The sequence below is a fragment of the Paraburkholderia sp. UCT70 genome, assembly GCF_050434085.1.
GTDB lineage: Bacteria > Pseudomonadota > Gammaproteobacteria > Burkholderiales > Burkholderiaceae > Paraburkholderia > Paraburkholderia tuberum.
The window spans coordinates 814642-835146 of record NZ_JBNPVZ010000004.1 but is presented as its reverse complement, the minus strand read 5'-3'; the positions used below and the strand labels follow the sequence as shown (position 1 = coordinate 835146).

Annotated in this window: 20 protein-coding genes; 8 read left to right on the top strand and 12 right to left on the bottom strand. The window is 64.8% G+C overall.

What is annotated here, in order from left to right; genetic code table 11:
- Window positions 1-142: 142 nt before the first annotated feature.
- The 3 genes from OKW41_RS29450 to OKW41_RS29440 all read right to left on the bottom strand — a co-directional run bounded on the left by OKW41_RS29450 (window position 143) and on the right by OKW41_RS29440 (window position 3111).
- Entirely contained in the window at window positions 143-1159 is a 1017-nt protein-coding gene (locus OKW41_RS29450; protein ID WP_429574818.1) for an anti-sigma factor family protein, read from the bottom strand.
- A complete protein-coding gene (locus OKW41_RS29445) occupies window positions 1149-2021 on the bottom strand; it encodes an RNA polymerase sigma factor (protein WP_429574817.1) in 873 nt (290 codons plus the stop codon). The genes OKW41_RS29450 and OKW41_RS29445 overlap by 11 nt, the downstream gene beginning before the upstream one ends.
- 175 nt (window positions 2022-2196) lie before the next feature.
- Window positions 2197-3111, bottom strand: a complete 915-nt coding sequence (locus tag OKW41_RS29440) for a LysR substrate-binding domain-containing protein (protein WP_429574816.1) — start codon at window positions 3109-3111, stop codon at window positions 2197-2199.
- A gap of 172 nt (window positions 3112-3283) precedes the next feature.
- Between OKW41_RS29440 and gcl the strand changes: the two genes are divergently transcribed.
- The 3 genes from gcl (at window position 3284) to OKW41_RS29425 (ending at window position 6983) form a co-directional block, all read left to right on the top strand.
- Complete coding sequence (gene gcl, locus OKW41_RS29435) at window positions 3284-5059, top strand: glyoxylate carboligase (protein WP_429574815.1); 1776 nt, start codon at window positions 3284-3286, stop codon at window positions 5057-5059.
- A 129-nt stretch (window positions 5060-5188) separates the two neighbouring features.
- The gene (gene hyi, locus OKW41_RS29430; protein ID WP_429574814.1) at window positions 5189-5998 is read left to right on the top strand and encodes a hydroxypyruvate isomerase; all 810 of its coding nucleotides are present in this window, start codon (window positions 5189-5191) and stop codon (window positions 5996-5998) included.
- Between the two features lie 73 nt (window positions 5999-6071).
- Window positions 6072-6983 (top strand): 2-hydroxy-3-oxopropionate reductase, encoded by a 912-nt coding sequence (locus OKW41_RS29425; protein ID WP_429574813.1) that lies wholly within the window; start codon window positions 6072-6074, stop codon window positions 6981-6983.
- 259 nt (window positions 6984-7242) lie between these two features.
- Here OKW41_RS29425 and OKW41_RS29420 read toward each other — a convergent pair whose 3' ends face one another.
- The 6 genes from OKW41_RS29420 to OKW41_RS29395 form a co-directional block, all read right to left on the bottom strand.
- Window positions 7243-8289, bottom strand: coding sequence for an asparaginase (locus OKW41_RS29420; RefSeq protein ID WP_429449566.1), 1047 nt, complete (start codon window positions 8287-8289; stop codon window positions 7243-7245).
- A gap of 178 nt (window positions 8290-8467) precedes the next feature.
- Entirely contained in the window at window positions 8468-9394 is a 927-nt protein-coding gene (locus OKW41_RS29415) for a CysB family HTH-type transcriptional regulator (RefSeq protein WP_429574812.1), read from the bottom strand.
- Window positions 9395-9512: 118 nt separating this feature from the next.
- Window positions 9513-10571 carry a sulfate/molybdate ABC transporter ATP-binding protein gene (locus OKW41_RS29410; protein ID WP_429449561.1) on the bottom strand — a complete coding sequence of 353 codons (1059 nt, stop codon included), beginning with the start codon at window positions 10569-10571 and terminating at the stop codon, window positions 9513-9515.
- A complete protein-coding gene (gene cysW, locus OKW41_RS29405) occupies window positions 10572-11579 on the bottom strand; it encodes a sulfate ABC transporter permease subunit CysW (protein ID WP_429574811.1) in 1008 nt (335 codons plus the stop codon).
- A complete protein-coding gene (cysT, locus tag OKW41_RS29400; protein ID WP_429449557.1) occupies window positions 11576-12472 on the bottom strand; it encodes a sulfate ABC transporter permease subunit CysT in 897 nt (298 codons plus the stop codon). The genes cysW and cysT overlap by 4 nt, the downstream gene beginning before the upstream one ends.
- 160 nt (window positions 12473-12632) lie before the next feature.
- Window positions 12633-13679 (bottom strand): sulfate ABC transporter substrate-binding protein, encoded by a 1047-nt coding sequence (locus tag OKW41_RS29395; RefSeq protein ID WP_429574810.1) that lies wholly within the window; start codon window positions 13677-13679, stop codon window positions 12633-12635.
- Between the two features lie 310 nt (window positions 13680-13989).
- Between OKW41_RS29395 and lexA the strand changes: the two genes are divergently transcribed.
- The 3 genes from lexA (at window position 13990) to OKW41_RS29380 (ending at window position 15812) form a co-directional block, all read left to right on the top strand.
- A complete protein-coding gene (lexA, locus tag OKW41_RS29390; RefSeq protein ID WP_429574809.1) occupies window positions 13990-14640 on the top strand; it encodes a transcriptional repressor LexA in 651 nt (216 codons plus the stop codon).
- 90 nt (window positions 14641-14730) lie between these two features.
- The gene (locus OKW41_RS29385; RefSeq protein WP_429574808.1) at window positions 14731-15075 is read left to right on the top strand and encodes a hypothetical protein; all 345 of its coding nucleotides are present in this window, start codon (window positions 14731-14733) and stop codon (window positions 15073-15075) included.
- A 119-nt stretch (window positions 15076-15194) separates the two neighbouring features.
- Window positions 15195-15812, top strand: a complete 618-nt coding sequence (locus OKW41_RS29380) for a DUF2939 domain-containing protein (protein WP_429574807.1) — start codon at window positions 15195-15197, stop codon at window positions 15810-15812.
- A gap of 118 nt (window positions 15813-15930) precedes the next feature.
- On the opposite strand, the gene OKW41_RS29375 is transcribed toward OKW41_RS29380, so the two are convergent.
- Complete coding sequence (locus tag OKW41_RS29375) at window positions 15931-16395, bottom strand: universal stress protein (protein ID WP_429574806.1); 465 nt, start codon at window positions 16393-16395, stop codon at window positions 15931-15933.
- Between the two features lie 420 nt (window positions 16396-16815).
- Between OKW41_RS29375 and nodI the strand changes: the two genes are divergently transcribed.
- Both nodI and OKW41_RS29365 read left to right on the top strand, forming a co-directional pair.
- Complete coding sequence (gene nodI / locus OKW41_RS29370; RefSeq protein ID WP_429574805.1) at window positions 16816-17730, top strand: nodulation factor ABC transporter ATP-binding protein NodI; 915 nt, start codon at window positions 16816-16818, stop codon at window positions 17728-17730.
- Window positions 17731-17749: 19 nt separating this feature from the next.
- The gene (locus OKW41_RS29365) at window positions 17750-18577 is read left to right on the top strand and encodes an ABC transporter permease (RefSeq protein WP_184043958.1); all 828 of its coding nucleotides are present in this window, start codon (window positions 17750-17752) and stop codon (window positions 18575-18577) included.
- 91 nt (window positions 18578-18668) lie between these two features.
- Here OKW41_RS29365 and OKW41_RS29360 read toward each other — a convergent pair whose 3' ends face one another.
- Both OKW41_RS29360 and OKW41_RS29355 read right to left on the bottom strand, forming a co-directional pair.
- The gene (locus tag OKW41_RS29360) at window positions 18669-19091 is read right to left on the bottom strand and encodes a hypothetical protein (protein WP_429449545.1); all 423 of its coding nucleotides are present in this window, start codon (window positions 19089-19091) and stop codon (window positions 18669-18671) included.
- A gap of 281 nt (window positions 19092-19372) precedes the next feature.
- Window positions 19373-20356, bottom strand: a complete 984-nt coding sequence (locus OKW41_RS29355) for a LysR family transcriptional regulator (RefSeq protein WP_429574804.1) — start codon at window positions 20354-20356, stop codon at window positions 19373-19375.
- Window positions 20357-20505 lie beyond the last annotated feature (149 nt).

The window sequence follows — 20505 nt, the reverse complement described above, 5'->3', positions numbered from 1 at the left end:
GAACCGGTGCGGCAAGTGAGAAGCCAAAGAGTGTAACCCGAATGGGGACGGGTTGCAAGGAATTCCGCCGATTCGGCGGCGGAATCGGATGTATTTTCAAGAGCTTAGGGTGGGGGTCGCGGAAGTCGGGCCGTTCTTGCCCTCAACCCGCTTCCGTGCGCTGGCTGCCGCTCTGCAAACGCGCTCTGAGCGCCGCTTCGAGTCCCTTGAGCGCATCGGGTGCGGCGTCCGAGATCGCCCACCAGGTCATGCCCGCCGCGTCCCAGTGCGCGATCGAATAGCCGTCGTGGGCGAGCGATGCCGGCGTCGCGCCGTCGGTGCCACGCGTTGTGGACTGCGGAAACACATACACGTCGATCACGTGCTTGCCGTAGCGGTACACGAGCACCGCGACCCGCTGGTGCGCGACGTAGTCGAGCCGGCCCCCCTCCAGCGCGAAGCCGGCCGCCGCGAGGTCCTCGACCGGCGGCGAATAGTCGAGCCGACCGTTGAACCATGGCTTGACCGTGTGACGGTCGGTCGAAATTACGTCGATGTCGCGGCCGGAAACCTGCGCGCGCACATGGCTTTCGATGAGTTCGTCGGTGAATGGCGTGAATTCGGCGGGACGGCGCAGCGTCAGCGTCAGGACAGCGGTGGCCACACACAGCGCGATCACGAGCACCGCGAGACCGCCGCGCGCGACCACGCGGTTGGCGCCGCGGGCGGCATGCGGTCCGTTGAAGCCGATTAGCCGGCCGCGTGAATCGCCCGAGCGACCCGGACCGCTGAAGCCGCTGAGCCACCGGTCGAGCCACGCGGGCCGCCGCGCCCAACGCCGCTGACGCTGAGGTTCGTACGTCGCCATGTCGGTCATCCCGGCGCTAGCGCTGCCGGTAGACTCCTCCTCCGCATCTTCAGGCGCCGCCGTCGTGGCCAACACCGCAGTTCCTCCCTCGACCGCGCCGGGCAAGCCCGCCACGATCCGCGCCCGCAACGACTGCGGCGCCCGATGATACGGCGCCGCGCGCAGCGCGCTGCTCAGCGCGCGCAGGTTGTCGCTCGCGCGCCGGCAGTCGTCGCAGCTCTCGATATGCTGCTGGACCCGGCGCGCATCGGGCGCCGGCAGTTCATGATCGGCATTCGCATCGAGGAGCGGCCGAGCTTCGTTACAGTCCATCCGGCGTCTCCTGAGCGGGGTCGGCGACAGCGCCGGGAATGTTGAGGGGCCGGCCGTCCGCAAACGCCCGGAGTTGCGTCACTGTTGCGGTGGCGGGCACGACCGCCGATGATGCCGCGCGGCCGTCGCCGGAACTTCGCGGTGGCCGGTCGGACGGCGCGCAGGGCGTGGACGACCCCGAGGGCGCGACTGCCGCCGACTGCACGACTCGCCCGGACTGCGCCCGCTGCTCCAGCGGCGCTTCCGTCGACCCGCGCCGGTCACCCTGCCCGCCTTTGCGCCCCCCGCCAACCGACTCCCCCCCGCCTCGCTGCTGCGCCATCAACACCTCCGCCAGCTTGCGCCGCCCACGCGCGAGCCGCGACATCACCGTACCGATCGGCACATCGGCCACCACCGCGATCTCCCGATATCCCATCTCCTCGAACTCGCGCAAGATCAGCACCTCGCGATACTCGACCGGCAAACGCGCCAACGCGTCGTGTACCTGGCGTGCATCCTCGTCGCGGATCAGCAGCGTCTGCGGATCGTCGCCGCCCGCGCTCCAGCCGTCGAGGGTCGCGTCGTCCATCGTTTCGTCGAACTCGAGCATGTCGTGCGACGGCGCGCGCCGGCGCCATTCCGTGTACCAGGTGCGGCGCACGATCGCGAGCAGCCACGGCCGCGCGGAGTCGCCGCGAAACGTATCGAAGAAGCGGAACGCGCGCATGAATGCTTCCTGCACGACGTCCTCGGCATCGTTCGGATTGCCGCACAGCCAGCGCGCGAGGTTGTACGCGGCGTCGAGATGCGGCAACGCCAGCTGCTGGAAGCGGCGGCTTTTCGCTGCATCGGCATCGGCGTCTGAATCGGTCTGGACCACGTGGGCCCCTCCAAGGGCATGGCGGCTGCGTCGTGCGGGTCGCTGTCGCGCGTCCCGCGTGGTGTCGTTCCTGACGTGTCTTTCACAGCAGAACTGGCCATAGACCAAGTTTATTCCCGACTCAGGCGAGCATTCGCAAGAAAGATCGCGATCGCCTGCGCGCCCCGCTCGCCAGCTAGTACGATGGCCGGTTCCAGTAGTCGTCGCTCGCGTACACGTCTTTCAGATAGTCGATGAAATAGCGCACGCGCGCCGGCACGAAGCGCTGCTGCGGATAGACCGCAAGAATGTCGTAATCGGGCAGCGCATATTCGTCGAGCACGGTTTCGAGCTCGCCGCGCGCGAGCTGCCGCTGGATTTCCCACGTCGAACGCCAGCCGAGTCCGAGCCCCTCCGAAACCCAGCGATGCAGCAGTTCGCCATCGTTGCAGTCGAGCGAGCCGCCCACCCTCACCGTCGCGAGCTTGCCGTTGCGGCGGAAATACCAGCCGCGGTTCTGCCCGCCTTGCAGATTGAACGCGAGACAGTTGTGGGCCGGCAGATCCTCGAGCGACTTCGGCTTGCCGTGACGGCGAAAATAGTCGGGCGTACCGCACACCACGCGCCGGTTCGACGCGAGCTTCACCGCGACGAAGTTCGGATCGACCGCGCCGCCGATGCGGATCGACAGATCGTAGCCCTCGCGCACCAGATCGACGACCCGGTCGGTCAGATTGAACGACATCTGCAACTCGGGTTTGTCGCGCAGAAATGCAGGCGCGAGCGGCGCGACGTGCTTACGCCCGAACGCCGCGGGCGCCGACACGATCAGATGGCCGTTCACCGCGCGGCGCCCCGCGCTCAGTTCGTTTTCCGCCTGATCCCATTCGCTGAGAAGCCCGCGGCAGCGTTCGAGAAACGCGGCGCCGTCCTCGCTGACGACGAGCCGTCGTGTCGTGCGATACATCAGCTTCACGCCGAGGCGCTTCTCGAGCGCATCGATGCGCCGCCCGAGAATCACCGGCGACACCCCTTCCTCCAGCGCCGCCGCCGCGAGACTGCCCGCATCGGCGACCCGCACGAAGGTTTCGATCTGTTTGAAGCGGTCCATGTTCGTCTCCCACCTGTCTCTTGCCGGGGCTGATGCCGGCCGTGCGCCGGGCTTCACGTCATTCCATACTTTTTGTTTCGGAATAAGCGACCCGGACTGATCTTATCAAACCTTCGGCGCAGGCCTACAGTGTCCCTCAACCGACGTAATTCCCGACCTTGAGGAGACATTCATGGCCAAAATGAGAGCCGTCGACGCCGCCGTTCTGGTGCTCGAAAAAGAAGGCATCGATACCGCGTTCGGCGTGCCCGGCGCAGCGATCAACCCGTTCTACTCGGCGATGCGCAAAGCCGGCGGCATCAGTCACGTGCTCGCGCGCCATGTGGAGGGTGCGTCGCACATGGCCGAGGGCTATACGCGCGCCCAGCCGGGCAACATCGGCGTGTGCATCGGCACGTCGGGCCCCGCCGGCACCGACATGATCACCGGTTTGTACTCCGCGCAGGCCGACTCGATTCCTATTCTGGCCATCACAGGCCAGGCGCCGCGCGCGCGTCTGTACAAGGAAGACTTCCAGGCCGTCGATATCGAATCGATCGCGAAGCCCGTCACCAAGTGGGCGGTGACCGTGCGCGAGCCGGCGCTCGTGCCGCGTGTGTTCCAGCAGGCGTTCCACCTGATGCGCTCGGGCCGTCCGGGTCCGGTGCTGGTCGATCTGCCGATCGACGTGCAGCTCGCCGAAATCGAATTCGACATCGACACCTACGAACCGCTGCCGGTCTACAAGCCGAAGGCCACCCGCAAGCAGATCGAAGCCGCGCTCACGCTGCTCAACGATGCCGACAAGCCGCTGATCGTGTCGGGCGGCGGCGTGCTGAACGCCGTGGCCGAAGACCTGCTCGTGAAGTTCGCCGAAACGCTCGGCGTGCCGGTGATCCCGACGCTGATGTCGTGGGGCGCGATTGCCGACGACCATCCGCTGATGGCCGGCATGGTCGGTCTGCAGACCTCGCATCGCTACGGCAATGCGACGATGCTCGCGTCCGACTTCGTGCTCGGCATCGGCAACCGCTGGGCCAACCGTCACACCGGCAGCGTCGATGTCTATACGAAGGGCCGCAAGTTCGTGCACGTCGATATCGAACCGACGCAGATCGGCCGCGTGTTCGGCCCGGATCTCGGCATCGTGTCGGACGCGAAGGCCGCGCTCGAACTGTTCGTCGAAGTCGCCAGCGAATGGAAGGCCGCGGGCAAGCTGAAGGATCGCGGCGCGTGGGTTGCCGATTGCCAGCAACGCAAGCGCACGATGCTGCGCAAGACGCACTTCGACAACGTGCCGATGAAGCCGCAGCGCGTCTACGAAGAGATGAACCAGGTGTTCGGCCGCGACACGTGCTACGTGAGCACGATCGGCCTGTCGCAGATCGCCGCCGCGCAATTCCTGCACGTGTACAAGGCGCGCAACTGGATCAACTGCGGTCAGGCCGGCCCGCTCGGCTGGACGATTCCGGCGGCGCTCGGCGTGCGCGCGGCCGACCCGCAACGGCCGATCGTCGCGCTGTCCGGCGACTACGACTTCCAGTTCATGATCGAGGAGCTCGCGGCCGGCGCGCAATTCAAGCTGCCGTACGTGCATGTCGTCGTGAACAACTCGTACCTCGGGCTGATCCGCCAGGCGCAGCGCGCGTTCGAGATGGACTACTGCGTGCAGCTCGGCTTCGAGAACATCAACTCGCCGGAGACGAACGGCTATGGCGTCGATCACGTCGCGGTCGCCGAAGGTCTCGGCTGCAAGGCGATTCGCGTGTTCAAGCCGGAAGAGCTGAAGCCGGCGCTGCAAAAAGCGCAGTCGATGCTCGCCGAGTTCAACGTGCCGGTGATCGTCGAAGTGATTCTCGAGCGCGTGACCAACATCTCGATGGGCACCGAGATCGATGCGATCAACGAGTTCGAGGAACTCGCGGAAAAGCGCGAGGACGCGCCGACGGCAATCAGCCTGCTCGATTGAGCGTTGCGTCTTCACGGTATTCGCAGCATTCAGCGCGCTCGATGCGCGAGGGCCGAGTTCATGCTCTGCGCCCTCGCCTCATCACGACCAGCGTGCCACTCCCTGACCGACCTGAGAGACAAAAGCACCATGCCGAAATTCGCAGCGAACCTGACGATGCTGTTCAACGAAGTGCCGTTCCTCGACCGTTTCGCGGCGGCGGCCAACGCCGGCTTTCATGCCGTCGAATTCCTGTTTCCCTATCCGTATTCGATCGCCGAATTGAGCGCACGTCTGCAACAGAACCGCCTCAAGCTGGTGCTGCACAACCTGCCGGCCGGCAACTGGGAAGCCGGCGAACGCGGCATCGCGTGCCTGCCCGATCGGGTCGCCGAGTTTCAGGAAGGCGTGGGCCGCGCGATCGACTACGCAAGCGCGTTGAAGGTGCCGCAACTGAACTGCCTCGTCGGCATTCCGGGCGCGAACGTCGACGCCGATACCGCCCGCGCAACGATCGTCGACAACCTGCGCTTTGCCGCGCGCGAACTCAAGAAGACCGGCATCCGGCTGCTCGTCGAGCCATGCAACTCGTACGACATTCCGGGCTTCGCGCTGAACCGTTCGCGCGATGGACTCGACGTGATTCGCGAGGTCGGCTCGGACAATCTGTTCCTGCAATACGACATCTATCACATGCAGCGGATGGAAGGCGAACTCGCGGCGACGATCGAAAAGAACCTCGCGCAGATCGCGCATATCCAGCTCGCGGACAACCCCGGGCGGCACGAACCGGGCACCGGCGAGATCAACTATCCGTATCTGTTCGCGCTGCTCGACTCGCTCGGCTACGACGGCTACGTCGGTTGCGAATACAAGCCGCGCACGACGACCGATGCCGGCCTCGGCTGGGTGCAAAGCGTGGCAGGTCAGGCGCGTGGCGCGGCGCATGCGGCGGCTTGAGGCGCCTTGGGGTTCCTGATGGAACCCTGAAGCCTCAACGCACGTCCCCTAATAACCCTGGAGATTCACACACATGGCAAAGATCGGCTTCATCGGACTCGGCATCATGGGCGCGCACATGGCGCGCAACCTCATCAAGGGCGGTCACTCGCTGTTCGTGAACGGCGCGTATCCGGTGCCAGACGACATCGCGAAGAGCACGAGCGTGGTCGCCAGTTCGACCGCGGTCGCGCAGGCCGCCGACATCATCATGATCATGGTGCCGGACACGCCGGACGTCGCCAACGTGCTGTTCGCCGACGACGGCGTCGCCGCCGGCCTCACCAAAGGCAAGCTCGTCATCGACATGAGCTCGATCTCGCCGCTCGACACCCAGGCGTTCGCGAAGAAGATCAACGCGCTCGGCGTCGACTATCTCGATGCGCCGGTGTCCGGCGGCGAAATCGGCGCGCGGGATGCGTCGCTGACGATCATGGTCGGCGGTCCCGAGAAAGCCTTCGCGCTGGCCAAGCCGTTGTTCGAGCTGATGGGCAAGAACATCTCGCTGATCGGCGACAACGGCGCGGGTCAGACCTGCAAGGTCGCGAACCAGATCATCGTCGCGCTGAACATCGAAGCGGTCGCGGAAGCGCTGCTGTTCGCGTCGCGCTCGGGCGCCGACCCAGAGCGGGTGCGGCGCGCGCTGATGGGCGGCTTCGCGTCGTCGCGGATTCTCGAAGTGCATGGCGAGCGCATGACGAAGCGCTCGTTCAATCCGGGTTTCCGGATCGAGTTGCATCAGAAGGACCTGAATCTCGCGCTCGATGGCGCGCGTAAGCTCGGCATCGCGCTGCCGCATACCGCGAGCGCGCAGCAACTGTTCAGCGTCTGCGCCGCGAACGGCGGCAAGGCGTGGGATCACTCGGCGATGGTGCGCGCGCTCGAAATCATGGCGAATCATGAAGTCGCGCAGGCGCCGGATAGCGAGGAAGCGAAGGCGGCTTGAGGTCTTCGTGTTTCCTCTTCAGTTCAGCTCGCCGTTGATTCCGCTGGTTGCCGCTTCGGCATCGGCGACGTCACGGTGAACACAGGTGGGGCGCCCGTTCGTTGCACGGCAGCTTGGGTTGCCGGCGCGGCGCAATGGGCAAATCGCGCCGCTCTGGGCTGAGAGCGGCAAGTGGGGTCCGCAGCGGCACCCGTCGGTGACGGGGAAGCCTTGGTCGGTCAGACGTCATCGTCGGGTGTCCGGCTGTCGGATTCGCCAATCAATACGTATCGAACACCTTCTGCAACGCCGCCGGCGCAGTGTGGCCCGCGGCCAGCGCCAGCATCAGCAGCACCCTCGCCTTGTACGGATTCAGCGAACCCGCGCTGACGAAACCGAGCGCATCGTCGGCCGCCGCGCCGTTGCGCATCACATGCCCCGAACCCACGCGCGACGAGCGCACCACCGCCACGCCGCGCAATGCGGCATCGGCCAGTGCCTGCTGCAACGACTGGTGGATCGAGCCATTGCCCGTCCCCGCCACGACGATGCCGCGCACATCCGCGGCGACCAGCGCATCGATGGCGATCCGCGACACGCCCGCATAGCTCGTGACGATCTCCACCTGCGGCCACGCCGCATCGATTGCGAATTCGCTCGCGACCGTATGCGCGCGCACCACGCCGCGCTGGAATTCGACGCGGCCATCCTGCACCCAGCCGAGCGCGCCGATTTCGGGCGACTGGAACGCATCGACCGCATACGTGCTCGTTTTCACAACGTCGCGCGCGCTATGAATCCGGTTGTTAAACGCGACCAGCACGCCCTGCCCGCGTGCCGCCGCGTGCGCGGCGACCGTCACCGCGTTTAGCAGGTTCAGCGGACCGTCGGCGGACAGCGCCGACGCTGGACGCATCGCCGCGGTCAACACGACCGGCTTGTCCGACTTGACGGTCAGATGCAGCAGATAGGCGGTTTCCTCGAGCGTATCGGTACCGTGCGTGACCACCAGGCCGTCGACGTCGTCCGTCGCGAGCAGCGCGTTGACGCGTTGCGCGAGTGTGGTCCAAAGCGGCAGCGACATGTCCTTGCTGTCGACGCTGGCGATCTGCTCGGGCGCGATCCGCGCGACCGTAGACAAAGCCGGCACCGCCGCGAGCAGCTGATCGACGCCGACGACGCCCGCCTGATAGCCCGACGTATTGGCGGCATCCGGGGCCGCGCCGGCGATCGTGCCGCCGGTCGCGAGCACTGCGATGCGCGGCAGCGTCGACGCGGTGCTATGGCCGGGGGGAATCGGGAGAGAGGGAGAAGTCGAGGTATTCATGGCGGCGATTGTAAGCGATGCGCTTCGCGTCGCCATGCGTGGAAGACCGGACGCGGGTTCGGCTTGCGCGAGCGTGCGCAACGCGCGAGCGGGCTTAAATCTCATGCGGTGCCCAATTGCACTCATCACCACAAGTATTGACGACGGGTGCAAGTCCCACCCTAAGCTGCTCGCGGCTCTAAGCCGCCTCGCGCAACTGCGCCGCGATGTCTTCCTCGCTCAACTGCGGCGCGAACATCTCGATCAACCGATAGGCGTACGCGCGCAGGAACGCGCCCTTGCGCAAGCCAACGCGCGTCGTGCTCGCCTCGAACAGATGCTGCGTGTCGAGCGCGACGAGTTCGCTGTCGCGCTTCGGGTCGTAGGCCATTGCCGCGACCACGCCGATGCCCATGCCGAGTTCGACGTAGGTCTTGATCACGTCGGCGTCGATCGCGGTCAGCACGACGTCGGGCAACGCACCCGCTTTCGCGAACGCCTGATCGATATGCGAGCGGCCGGTGAAGTCCTGGTCGTAGGTGACGATCGGAAATTCGGCGATCTCGTCGAGCGTCAGATTCGCTCGGTCGACGAGCGGATGATCCTTCGGCACCACTACGACGTGATGCCACGAATAGCACGGGAACGTGACGATGTCGGGAAAACGGTCGAGCGCCTCGGTCGAGATGCCGATATCCGCTTCGCCGTTGATGATCATCTGCGCGATCTGCTGCGGGCTGCCCTGGCGCAGCGCCAGATGCACTTTCGGGAACACCGACGTGAACTGCCGAACCACCTTCGGCAATGCGTAGCGTGCCTGCGTGTGGGTGGTCGCGACGACGAGGTGGCCGCTGTCCTGATCCGCGTACTGACGCGCAACGCGGCGCAGATTCTCCGCATCGAGCAGCATCCGCTCGATCAACTGATGCACGGCCTTGCCTGGTTCGGTGAGCCCGGTCAGACGCTTGCCGCGGCGGATGAAGATGTCGACCCCGAGTTCGTCCTCGAGATCCTTGATCTGCTTCGATACGCCCGACTGCGACGTGTAGAGCACGTTCGCCACTTCGGTCAGGTTCATGTTCTGCCGCACGGCTTCGCGCACGAAGCGCAATTGCTGGAAATTCATCGTTGTGTCTCCGGTTCTGCCAGAGTTGAGTTATTGGAGCCGCAAATGTCAGGCGATCCACGCGGTACGGCTGATACGTTCTCTCCTGTCCTCAGTGCCGCACAGCGGCGCCGCCACCTCACTGCGCCGGAAACACCCGCAGCGCGCGCGGCACCGCGGTCACGCCGTCGCCGACCGCGAGTTGCAGATCACGCCACGTTTCGCGATCGAGTTCGGCTTCGAGCAGATTGCCCTCGCGACCCGAGAGCTCGACGCGCACCGAACCGCCGAGCGTCACCACGCGCCGCACGTCGACGACAATGCCCTCGCGATGCCCCGCCGCCTGCGGATACAACTGCAGATCGTGCGGCCGCACATAGGCGAACGCCGGGCCCCTAAAACCCGCCGCGATCGCGACCGGCAGCGCCGCGCCATCGACGACGAAGCCTTGCGCATCGACGCTGCCGTGCAGGCGGTTCGCCGCGCCGAGAAACTCGTAGACGAACGGCGTCTGCGGATGGTCGTACACCTCCTGTGGGCTGCCGACCTGCTCGACATGCCCGCGATCGAGCACGACGATGCGGTCCGCCACTTCGAGCGCTTCTTCCTGATCGTGCGTGACGAAGATCGTCGAAATATGCAGATCGTCGTGCAGGCGACGCAACCAGCTGCGCAGTTCCTTGCGCACCTTCGCGTCGAGCGCGCCGAACGGCTCGTCGAGCAACAGCACCTTTGGCTCCACGGCCAACGCACGTGCGAGCGCGATGCGCTGGCGCTGGCCGCCGGACAGCTCCGACGGATAGCGCTGTGCGAGCCAGTCGAGCTGCACGAGCTTCAGCAACTCATGCACCTTCTCACGAATCACCTTCTCGGACGGACGTTCCTTGCGCGGCTTCACGCGCAGCCCGAACGCGACGTTTTCGAACACCGTCATATGACGGAACAGCGCGTAGTGCTGGAACACGAAACCCACCTCGCGCTCACGCGCGCCGACCGCCGCGACATCCTGGCCTTGCAGCTCGACCTGGCCGCCGTCCGCGTATTCGAGGCCGGCGATCACACGCAGCAACGTCGTCTTGCCGCAACCCGACGGCCCGAGCAGCGCGACGAGTTCGCCCGGCGGAAAGTCGAGCGACACGTTGTCGAGCGCGACGAAATCGCCGAAGCGCTTTTGCAGGTTACGAACGGTGATACCCATTTACAGCTCTCCTTGCTTGAGCGGATGTCGCTGCGACGCAGGCGTGGCGTTGACGAAAAACGAATGAGAAGCGGACTGCGCGCTATTGGCCTGCGAAGCGCCGGACGGCGACACGGGCCCCGCATACGCAGGCACTTCGCGCGCCGCCGACAGTTCCGCCGACATATGACGCTCGGCCAGCAGCTTGAGCCCCAGCGTAACCAGCGCCAGCAGCGCGAGCATCGAGGCCACGGCGAACGCGGCCGAGAAGTTGTACTCGTTGTAGAGGATTTCGACGTGCAGCGGCATCGTGTCGGTCTGCCCGCGAATATGGCCCGATACGACCGACACCGCGCCGAACTCGCCCATTGCGCGCGCATTGCACAGAATCACGCCGTACAGCAGACCCCACTTGACGTTCGGCAGCGTGACGCGACGGAACGTCTGCCAGCCCGATGCGCCGAGCACGTGCGCGGCTTCTTCCTCGTCGTTGCCCTGCGCCTGCATCAGCGGAATCAGCTCGCGCGCGACGAACGGGAACGTGACGAAGATCGTCGCGAGCACGATGCCCGGCACCGCGAAGATGATCTGCACGTTGTGATCTTCGAGCCACGGGCCGAACCAGCCCTGCGCGCCGAACATCAGCACGTAGATCAGACCGGAGATCACCGGCGACACCGAAAACGGCAGATCGATCAACGTGGTCAGCAGCGCCTTGCCACGGAATTCGAACTTCGCGATACACCACGACGCCGCAAGGCCGAACACGAGGTTCAGCGGCACCGCGATCGCCGCGGTGAGCAGCGTCAGTTTGATCGCCGACAGCGCATCCGGATCGGCGAGCGCTTCGAAGTAAAAACGCAGCCCCTTGTTCAGCGCCTGGTAGAACACCGCGGCGAGCGGCACGACCAGAAACAGCGCGAGAAACAGCAGTGCGAGGCCGATCAGCAGCCAGCGCACGACTGCCGGCTCGCTGACCGGATCGGGGCGACGCGCCACGCTCGCCGGGTTGGTCGGAACGCGGCTCATTGCACACCTCCACCGATAGCGGCGACGCTCGTGGCCACTGGCGCCGATCCCGTATTGCCGCGGCTCGTGCGCCGCTGCAGATACCACTGCAGCGTGTTGATCAACAGCAGCATCAGGAACGACACGACCAGCATCACGACCGCGAGCGCCGTCGCGCCCGCATAGTCGTATTGCTCGAGCTTCGTGATGATCAGGAGCGACGTGATCTCGGACTTCATCGGCACATTGCCGGCGATGAAGATCACCGAGCCGTATTCGCCGAGCGCGCGCGCAAAGGCGAGCGCGAAGCCGGTCAGCAGCGCCGGGAGCACGGCCGGCAGCACGACGCGGCGAAACGTGAGCCAGCGCGACGCGCCTAGACACGCGGCCGCCTCCTCCTGCTCGCGCTCGAACTCCTCGAGCACCGGTTGCACGGTGCGCACGACGAACGGCAGGCCGATGAACGTCAGCGCGACCAGCACGCCCGCCGGCGTGAACGCGATCTTGATGCCGAGCGGCGCGAGGAACTGGCCGATCCAGCCGTTGCCCGCATACACGGCCGCGAGCGAAATGCCCGCCACCGAGGTGGGCAACGCGAATGGCAGATCGACGACCGCATCGACGATACGCTTGAACGGAAACGTGTAACGCACCAGCACCCACGCGACGAGAAAGCCGAACACCGCGTTGATCAGCGCGCCGCCTAGCGCCGAGAAAAACGTCAGCCGATACGACGCGAGCACACGCGGCGACGTGACCGCGCGTACGAACTGATCCCAGTCGAGCGTCGCGGTTTTCAGAAAGGTCGCCGCCAATGGAATCAGCACCACGAGGCTCAGATAAGCCACCGTGATGCCGAGTGTCAGGCCAAAACCGGGCAATGCGCTCGGCTTGCGGAAGGTCAACGTGGTCATGCTGGATACTCGTTCATGGTTGATGCTCGCGCGGTTGTTCGTTTTGCCGTGCTGCCGTACTGCGGTACTGCCGCACTGCTGGCCACCGGACCCCGGTTAGCCGAAAGCGCGCCCATTGGGCGCGCCCTCTTTCCCCTGGCTGTGATTCAGGCGGTGGTTCTTACTGCGGCTGATAAATCGAATCGAACACGCCGCCGTCCGCGAAATGGGTCTTCTGCGCGTTGGTCCAACCGCCGAACGAATCGTCGATCGTGTACAGCTTCAGCTTCGGAAACTTCGCGGTCAGATCGGCGGGCACCTTGCTGGAACGCGGACGATAGAAATTGCGCGCGGCGATCTCCTGACCTTGCTCGCTATACAGGAAGTTCAGATATGCCTCGGCCAGCTTGCGCGTGCCGTGTTTGTCGACGACCTTGTCGACCAGCGCGACCGGCGGCTCGGCCAGAATGCTCACCGACGGCACCACGATCTCGAACTTGTCCGGACCAAACTCCTTCAGCGACAGGAACGCCTCGTTTTCCCACGCGATCAGCACGTCGCCGATACCGCGCTGCACGAAGCTCGTGGTCGCGCCGCGCGCGCCCGAATCGAGCACGCCGGCGTTCCTGTACAGCTTGCCGACGAACTCCCTGGCCTTCTGGTCGTTGCCGCCCGGTTGATGCTCGGCGTACGCCCACGCGGCCAGATAATTCCAGCGCGCGCCGCCCGAGGTCTTCGGATTCGGCGTCACGATCGACACGCCCGGTTTCACCAGATCGTCCCAATCCTTGATGTGCTTCGGGTTGCCCTTGCGCACCAGAAACACGATCGTCGACGTGTACGGCGATGCGTTGTCCGGCAGACGCTTTTGCCAGTTCTTGTCGACGAGCCCCTTGTTCGCGATCGCGTCGATGTCATAGGCGAGCGCGAGCGTCACGACGTCGGCCTGCAGTCCGTCTAGCACCGAGCGAGCCTGAGCGCCCGAGCCGCCGTGCGACTGCCTGAAGGTGACGGCTTCGCCGGTCCTGGCCTTCCATTCCTTGCCGAATGCCTGATTGACGTCCTGATACAGTTCGCGCGTCGGATCGTAGGACACGTTCAACAGCGAGGTGTCGGCGTGCGCGACGCCGCTTGCGCCCAACATGCCGAGCGCCCCCGCCGCGCCGACGGCGAGCGCCGCGATCAGTCTTCTGGTTCGAGCCGCAAGCCCCGTATGCCGATGGTTCATTTCAATTTTTCTCCGCGTGATGTCCGCTGATGAGCGTCTGGTGTTGTTCTGCGTCGCGGTCACGTGCACATGAGCGCCAACCGGAGGCCAGTCTATCGAAGCGCCTTCATCATTAAAAATAATGTTTCTTCATTTTTTAATACTCAAAAGTGGTAACGACAGATGCTCCGGCTGTTGGAACGCCGAAAACGCCGTCGTGTCGCCGATAAACGACGTCCCAGCGCGACCCTTGCGCCGAACTTAAAGTAAAGCTTGAAATGCGCCGAATACTGTATAAAAATACAGTCACCTGTTCATACATACAGTGGCTATGACAAAACTCACCGCACGACAGCAGCAGGTTTTCGATCTGATCCGCCGCGCGATCGAACGCACCGGCTTTCCTCCCACTCGCGCGGAAATTGCCGCCGAACTCGGGTTCAGCTCGGCCAATTCCGCGGAAGAACATCTGCGCGCGCTGGCGCGCAAGGGCGTGATCGAACTCGCGGCCGGCGCGTCGCGCGGCATCCGCCTGCTGTCCGGGCAGGAGGACGCGCCGTATCAGTTCACCCTGCCGCATGCGGGCCTGATGCAGTTGTCGTTGCCGCTGATTGGCCGGGTCGCGGCGGGTAGCCCGATCCTCGCGCAGGAACATATCTCGCAGCACTACGCGTGTGACCCGGCGCTGTTCTCGAGCAAGCCCGACTACCTGCTGAAGGTGCGCGGCCTGTCGATGCGCGACGCGGGCATTCTCGACGGCGACCTGCTCGCGGTGCAAAAGCGCACCGAAGCGAAGGACGGCCAGATCATCATTGCGCGGCTCGGCGATGACGTGACGGTCAAGCGTCTGAAGCGCCGGCCGAACGGCATCGAACTGATCGCCGAAAACCCCGATTACGACAACATCTTCGTGGAAACCGGCTGCGCCGATTTCGCGCTCGAAGGGATCGCGGTCGGGCTGATCCGCCCCAGCGAGTTCTGATCTTTCGCTGTCGCCGGAACGCTTGCGCCGGTTTGTCCAACCCAAGCCGCATTTACGCCCGCATCTACGCCGCACCGCCTGGAGAGATTCATGGAACGCCTTGCCCTCCTGTTGCCCTTTCGCCAGTTCGGCCGTCTGCGCCATCTGCGCAAGCTCACGCCCTGCGCGCTAATCGAGGCGCCCGCTGCGCGCACGCCGTCGCTGTTCGACGCGACTGCCGAAGCTTCCGGTCTGCCGTCGTCGTTGCCGGCGTTCGCGCGCGTGTCGCTGAATTCGGCGCTGAACATCGCCGAGCCCGCGCGTCGCGCGCCGGTGCGGGTCTATCATGGACCGTCGCGACTGATCATGGTCGGCACGGTCGACGCCGTATGCCGTATGATCGATCGTTGCATAGCCGACGAAGCCAACGTGCACGGCGCGGTGTTCGAAGCGTGAGCGAATCCTGAGTACGCATGCAACAAGCACTTCGGATGTTCAGAGATTCGCGCGGGATGGGATCGTTTCGACCTCGCCGTGGTCGACGTTAGATCATCACTGACGTGGAGTCCCATTCGATGACAATTCGGAAACGCACACAGGGCAGCGCCACCCGGCCGCTGCTGATCACGCTGATCGTGGTGATCGTGATTGCCGCGCTGGGCTTTATTTATGCGTCACCGTATCTCGCGGTGAACAATCTCAAACGCGCCGCCGATGCGCGTGACGCGCAAACCGTCAATCAGTATGTGGACTTTCCTGCGCTACGCGATAGCCTGAAGCAACAGGTGGGCGCCATGCTGACACGCCGGCTTGAGGCGGATGCCGGCAACAAGATGGCCACGATCGGCGCGGTGATCGGCGTGACGCTGATCGGCCCGCTCGTCGATGCCTATGCGACACCCGACGGCGTCGCGGCGCTGCTGAACGGCATGCCGCCGCGTGGCACGCCGGGCGAGCAACCGTCCGCGCCGCCAGCCGCGGGCGGCGAAGCGCCGGCCGCGCCAGCCGCGGGCGACACCACCACGCAGGCAAGCGCACCGCCGCCCGGGCGTCAAAGCACGGCGGGCTATCGCAGTCTCAACGAGTTTGTCATCACGTACCGGCGTGGCGAAGGTAACGCGAATTATTCGGCAATCTTTCGTCGCGAAGGTCTGGTCACGTGGAAGCTCGCGGCGATCAATCTGAACGAGTGAGGTCGAAGCCTGGCCGGATGGGATGCGTGGCTGGCCATCGGGGCCGGCCACGCGACAGGGTCTATACACATCTGGGCTAGATGACGGGGCGCGCGGCTTCGCGTCCCTCACTAGCCCATTACGCCGCAGCCGCCTGCTGCTCCTGCGCGGACGAGCACGCCACCAGAATGCTGCACGACACGCGGTCGAGCAGCGGCGTGTTGCCCGCCCCCATCCACCACCGCGACAAACCAGTCCGGCAGCGATGACCCACCACCACGAGGTCGACCTGCAACTCGTTGGCAAGATTGGCGATCTCGTCGATCGGATGACCGAATGCGAAATGCCCTTGCGCGCTCACACCTCGCTCGGTCAGCCAGTTCACGCCCTCCTGCAGAATCTCGCGGGCCGTTTTTTCGAAGCTGCCGCAGGCGACGTCCGTCAACAGGCCCGCGCTCTGCGCGATGCTCGAACGCATGTCGACGACCGACAGCAGATGCGTTTCCGCCTTCAGTTCCAACGCCAGATCGGCACCGCAACGCAGGGCTTTGCGGCCTTCGCGCGAGCCGTCGTAGCACAACAGGATTTTCTGGTAGCTCGCCATCTGCTTTCTCCATTCGCGCGGAAAGCGCGGTCTGAATCAATCATGGTGCGCCGCAATTCGGCTTGCAAGGGATGGAAAACGCTAAGTGCATACTCGGTGCATGCCGATCCAGTCTGCACAAGCGTTGGGCGATCCGACGCAGCGTTTGCACACGGATGCCGCAATGCAAAACTTCGTTTGCGAACGCTGCGTCGACACACTGCGGGCCGGTTGACGTGCCAGTCGTGCCACCGCCAATCAGCGGCGCCAAGCGACACCGACGAGCGCATCGCACCCACGCATGACGCGTTCCCGGACACCCCCTCGCATCAGCGATCCGATACCTGGAGTAAGCGGCTTCGCGTGCGCAATGCGTGCATCGCAGGTATGTTGTGTGTCTTGCGCGTACGTTGTGTCTTTTTCCGGAGCCTTGCTCGAGCCATGCCCACCGCCCCCATCGAGTTCCATCAGGTCAGGAAAAGCTACGGCGAAAAAACGGTCGTCGACGGATTGTCGTTTCATGTGAACACCGGCGAATGCTTCGGGCTACTCGGCCCCAACGGCGCCGGTAAGACCACGACGTTGCGCATGCTGCTCGGCATTGCGGCGCCCGACGCCGGCGCGATCCGGCTGTGCGACGAGCCGATTCCGGGCCGCGCGCGCCTCGCACGCTCGCGCGTCGGCGTGGTGCCGCAGTTCGACAACCTCGATCCCGATTTCACGGTGCGCGAAAATCTGCTCGTGTTCGGTCGCTACTTCGGTCTGAGCGCCGCGCAGTGTCGCGCGGTGGTGCCGGGTCTGCTCGAATTCGCTCGCCTCGAGAACAAGGCGGACGCGCGCGTGAGCGAACTGTCGGGCGGCATGAAGCGGCGCCTCACGCTCGCGCGTGCGCTGATCAACGATCCCGATGTGCTGATCATGGACGAGCCGACCACCGGTCTCGATCCGCAAGCGCGCCATCTGATCTGGGAGCGGCTGCGCTCGCTGCTCGCGCGCGGCAAGACCATCCTGCTGACCACGCACTTCATGGAAGAAGCCGAACGGCTCTGTCATCGACTGTGCGTGATCGAGGAAGGCCGCAAGATCGCCGAAGGCGCGCCGCGCGAGTTGATCGAGTCCGAGATCGGCTGCGACGTGATCGAGATCTACGGCCCCGATCCGTTTGCGTTGCGCGACGAACTCGCGCCGCTCGCCGAGCGCACCGAGATCAGCGGCGAGACGCTGTTCTGTTATGTGAACGACGCGCAGCCCGTGCATATGCGCCTCAAGCAGCGCGCCGATTTGCGCTATCTGCATCGGCCGGCGAATCTCGAGGATGTGTTTCTGCGGCTCACCGGTCGCGAAATGCAGGACTGAACCGATAGCGAGACACTTGATGGACGCACGTACTTACGAAACCCACGACGGCACGCCATCGGCGCAAGAGCCGTTCGGTGCCTTCCCCGCCAACGCCACGAACTGGATCGCGGTGTGGCGCCGCAACTACCTGGTGTGGAAAAAGCTCGCGATCGCGTCGATGTTCGGCAACCTCGCCGATCCGATGATCTATCTGTTCGGTCTCGGCCTCGGGCTCGGGCTGATGGTCGGGCACGTCGACGGCGTGTCGTATATCTCGTTCCTCGCGGCGGGCACGGTGGCGTCGAGCGTGATGATGTCGGCGAGCTTCGAGTCGATGTATTCGGGCTTTTCGCGCATGCACGTGCAGCGCACGTGGGAAGCGATCATGCATACGCCGCTCACGCTCGGCGATATCGTGCTCGGCGAGGTGGTGTGGGCCGCCAGCAAATCGGTGTTGTCGGGTGTGGCGATCATGCTGGTGGCGGGCGCGCTCGGCTATGCGAGTTTTCCGTCTATGCTGCTCGCGCTGCCGGTCATCGTGCTGGCCGGTCTCGCGTTCGCGAGCCTCGCGATGATCGTGACGGCGCTCGCGCCGTCATACGACTTTTTCATGTTCTATCAGACGCTCGTGCTCACGCCGATGCTGCTGCTCTCCGGCGTGTTCTTTCCGATCTCGCAACTGCCCGGCGCCGCACAAGCGGTGACTGCCGCGCTGCCGCTCGCCAATGCGGTCGATCTGATGCGCCCGGCGATGCTCGGTCGGCCGATGGAGCACGCGGCGCTGCATGTGAGCGTGCTGGCCGCTTATGCAGTCGGCGGCTTCATCGTGTCGGCGATCCTGTTTCGGCGTCGCATGATGAAGTAAGCCGAACGTGCGGGCGGCGCGTTGCGCCCGCACCCGCGCAAGACGCGGGCCGCGTCGGTCGTCGCACGGCGTGTTTGCTATCGTTGCGCGCTCATTCCTCGTCATCGCTCCACGGAATGTCGACGTCGGAGATGAACGCGACCGTCGCGAACGGGCCGCCGTCGTGACGCCCGATCTTGCCATCGGCGCGCTGCCACTCCACCCGGAACACGGTGGCCGGATCATCCGCGATCAGCCGCACCGTGCGCAATTCGTCGGGATCGGCGTCCTCGACGGGACCGTCGAGCGAAATCAGCAGCGCCTGTGGCCATAGACCATCGGCGGGATCGTAGATCTTGTCGCCGTCGTGAATCAGCGTGAAGGCTTCCACTCCGATGGTGGCCGACGCATCGACGATCATCTTGGCGAGCGCACGCAACAACGCGGTCGCTCGCGCCGAGTTCGCCTGACGGATCGCGAGATCACCGCGCGTGAGAGCCTGCTCGAGTTTTGGATTGGTTTTCTGTTGCGCCATGGCTGTGTTGGTCCTATCGCTCTGTTGTGGGCAACGCGCCATCGGGACGACGCGCCGCGCTTCTATTTGGGTCCATCTATTGTCGCTCGTGTGCATTGCAGCATCGCGGGCTAGGCGGCAGGTCCGCGGTTTGACTGTCATTGTTCCGCATTTCCCCTGATCGTGGCGCGCACCATCAGGATCGTTTTCTCAGGGCCGTCCTTGCCGTCCACCACAGTTTAGGTCGTGATTCGGATTCCGGGAGAACATTTGCCGCTTAGTGCCCTGGCATGTGTCGCATTTCATGCATCGGCTCGCGGGCGCCGCGGCGTACGTTTACCGCGTCCACCTGTGACCTTCGACGCCTGCGCCCCAGCCGGCTTCGCATCCGCGATCCGCGCGATCAGATGGTCGCGAAACGTGCGCACCGACGGGGGCAACTCGCGCCCCGCCATCGTCTGCACCTGGATGCTGCGCTGGCGCATCTGCGGGTCGGTGAGCGGAATCACGACGAAGCCGTCGTCAGCATAGCGGTCGCGCACCGACAGCAGCCCCGTGAACATGATCGCTCCGGACCGCTGCGCGTAGCGATAACTCGCGCCGCTGTTGTTGCAGATCAGGTCCGGCTCGAGGAGGATGCCTTCGAGCGCGCACGTGATGTCGATCAACTGGCGAATCGTGGTGCCCGTCTCCGACAACACGAGCGGATAGCGACTCACCTCGGCGAGCGACAGTTTCGCGCGCGCCGCAAGGGGATGATCGGAGCGCAGCAGCACGAACACCGGCGCGCGTTCGGTGTGCTCGACCTTCACGCCCTTCTCCGGCGCGAGGCTGAACGACAGCGCGATATCGACGTCGCCGTCGCGCACGTGGCGAGTGGCGTCGGCCGGCGACATCACGGTCAGCGTGAAATCGATGCCGGGGTGCTCGGCGCGGAAATTCGCAATCGCGGCGGGCAGGAAGTCGACCGCAAAACCCTCGGCGGTCGCGATCTTGATCCGGCTGCCGTGCAAGCTCGCGAGACCGCTAATCTCGTTCATCACGTGCTCGGCTTCGAGCAGGCTGCGTTGCGCGTACGCAAGCAGCCGCTCACCGGCCTCGGACAGCGTCATGCCGCGCGGACGCCGCTCGAACAGTGTCACGCCGAGCTCGCTTTCGAGCCGCACGATTTGCCGGCTGATCGCCGATACCGCGACGTGCAGCCGCTCGGACGCGTCGCTCAGCGAGCCGCTGCGCGCGACTTCGACGAAATAACGCAACGCGATGCCATGCAGTGAACGTGCCATCCTGGACGCCTCGATCAAATCTGTTACAACGGTGCCATGGGTGGGCGGGTACCGCGGTTCGAGCCGACGCGCGACGCTTTGCTTTTCCGGCAAGGCAAGCTTCGAAACATGATCATTGTGACAAAAATGGCGCACTTCTAGAATCGGTT